This window comes from Gluconobacter albidus (genome assembly GCF_002723915.1).
Lineage (GTDB): Bacteria > Pseudomonadota > Alphaproteobacteria > Acetobacterales > Acetobacteraceae > Gluconobacter > Gluconobacter albidus.
In genome coordinates this window covers 1-2198 of sequence record NZ_BEWL01000041.1, presented here as the reverse complement: position 1 = coordinate 2198, position 2198 = coordinate 1, and the positions used below count along the sequence as shown (strand labels likewise).

Here is a 2198-nt window from a genome sequence, read left to right as displayed (position 1 = left end):
GCCCAACATCACCCAGAGGATGCTGACGACCCAGCTTCGCGAACTGGAGCGTGACGGGTTCGTGTTACGGACGGTTTACCCGGAAGTCCCGCCGAAGGTGGAATACAGCCTCACCCCGCGTGGGCAGACCCTCAAGCCTGTCATCATGGCTCTCAAGGTCTGGGGCGATGAGAATATGAAGTTCAGACAGGATATTGAAACATGCGCAGGTGAAAGTGGAATGCTTTCAACTGTCATTCAGCCTTCTCCGGCGACCAAATCGCATTCATGAACATATAGCACGATGCGTATCGTGTCCGGGCGCCGTACGACGACGCATTTCTGAAGTCGGAACAAAATTCGCTAAATCAAGCAAATGTCTAAAAAATCTGGAGATTTTTGATTTTTTTCTGGCGGAGAGGGTGTCCGCCGATCTAGGGCGTCATGAAAGGGCGGATCAACGCAATAGCCCTTGTTTTTCATGACTTTACAGAAATCCATGCCATCCTGAAGAAGCAGATAGACGCATTCGAACCCATCCCGTAAGGTGGGACGGAAGATGGGACTAAAAAGCCATGAGCAAGCTTCCGCCGAACCAGATGAATGCCCGCAAGGTCGCCTCCCTCAAAGACGGGGTTCACGGCGATGGCGGAAATCTATGGATTACCGTCCGGGGCGACACCCGGGCCTGGACCTTTCGCTATAAAAGCCCAAAGACCGGCAAAAGACGGGAGATGGGACTCGGTCCCGCCCGGGATATTTCTCTGGCCGATGCCCGGCTCAAGGCGGCCGAGAACCGGTGCCTGCTTCTGGAAGGGCTCGACCCTCTCGAAGAGAAAGCCCGGCAGAAGGGACCTGACGTTCAGGAGCGCACCTTCGCGCAGGTTGCCGAGCAGTACATCACCGAGCAGGCGCCGGGCTGGAAAGATCCGCGCTCGGCGCCCATGTGGCGCAGCTCTCTGGACCGTCATGTTTATCCCGTCCTCGGCTCGAGACCGATTGGCAGCGTGCAGACAGAGGACGTGCTCGCCGTCCTGCGACCGATCTGGGAGAACACGACCGAAACCGCAACACGGCTGCGTGGACGGATGGAGCGCATTCTGGACTATGCGCAGAGCCATCACTGGCGTGAGGGTGAGAACCCGGCCCGCTGGCGGGGGCACCTGGCGAACATCCTCCCCAAACCCACGGCAGTCACGAAGGTGGTGCACCATGCCGCCTTGCCCTATCGCGATCTCCCGCCAGTCTACAGCCGGCTCGGCGCCGAGCATGGCGTGGGAGCTCTGGCCGCACGGTTCGTCTGCCTGACCGCCACCCGGTCTGGCGAGGTCCGCAAGGCCCTGTGGTCGGAGATCGATCTGAAGAAAAAGATCTGGACCATCCCGGCCGAGCGGATGAAGGCCGGGCGGGAGCATCGTGTGCCCCTGACGAACGGAGCGATGGCCCTGCTATATAAAGTCCAGACTCTGAGATCCAGTTCCGGTGAGGACAGTTTTGTGTTTCCCGGTGGCCGGGTCGGATCACCGTTGAGCGATGTTGCAGTCTCGAAGGCCCTCCATCAGGCCGCAGGCACGAAGGATGTGACGATCCATGGTTTGCGCTCCAGCTTCCGGGACTGGGCGGCCGAGGAAACCGACTTTCCACGCGAGGTCGCCGAAATGGCGTTGGCCCATGCCATCGGTGACAAGGTCGAGGCCGCCTATCGCCGCGGGGATCTTTTCAACAGGCGTTCCGAGATGATGTTTGCCTGGGAACGCTTCTGTGCCGGGCAATCCACGGAGGCGGTCGCAAAGCCGCCGCGTTCCAATCCTGACAGCGCGCCGCTCTTCACCTGGAAAGACTCTGAAATCGGAGATCCAGATGCCTGAAGGCCCGTCAAAAGCCCAATGACGCGTCACGGATTGCGTCGTACCGGTCCGCACAATCTCAGTGACGCGTCATCAATGCGCTATGTCGCCATTCCATGAGCAGCTCAAAAGCATGGCACTGCGCCATAAAATCGGGCTGCCAGATCGTCCGAAATGGCACGATACTGGGTTTTTGGAGCAAGGCTCCAAAAACCCTTTTAAAACAGTCGCTTAAAACCGTTTCATTTTCGTGCCCTGCTAGGGGCGTCCGCATCACGCTGTGACGCGTCATCCAGAGCTGCACGCGCCCCCGTGCCGGGGTCGCGCCGCCCTGAGGGCGGCGGTGCAGAACTCGGCCTCTGTCCCTCTCTT

The 2198-nt window shown here is 59.3% G+C and carries 3 protein-coding genes; 2 read left to right on the top strand and 1 reads right to left on the bottom strand.

Annotated elements, in window-relative coordinates; all coding sequences use genetic code 11:
* Positions 1 to 271: winged helix-turn-helix transcriptional regulator (locus tag GAL01_RS15355; protein ID WP_145995679.1), on the top strand; the 271-nt coding region annotated here is incomplete at its 5' end.
* A 283-nt stretch (positions 272 to 554) separates the two neighbouring features.
* On the top strand, positions 555 to 1847 hold the full coding sequence (locus GAL01_RS15350; protein WP_062026944.1) for a tyrosine-type recombinase/integrase: 1293 nt from the start codon (positions 555 to 557) through the stop codon (positions 1845 to 1847).
* Positions 1848 to 1905: 58 nt separating this feature from the next.
* Here GAL01_RS15350 and GAL01_RS15890 read toward each other — a convergent pair.
* A partial coding sequence (locus GAL01_RS15890; RefSeq protein WP_218017103.1) for a hypothetical protein occupies positions 1906 to 2198 on the bottom strand: 293 nt, incomplete at its 5' end.

Coding starts and splice junctions, on each gene's coding strand:
- GAL01_RS15350 (WP_062026944.1), top strand. CDS start 555: ATGAGCAAGCTTCCGCCGAACCAGATGAATGCCCGCAAGGTCGCCTCC.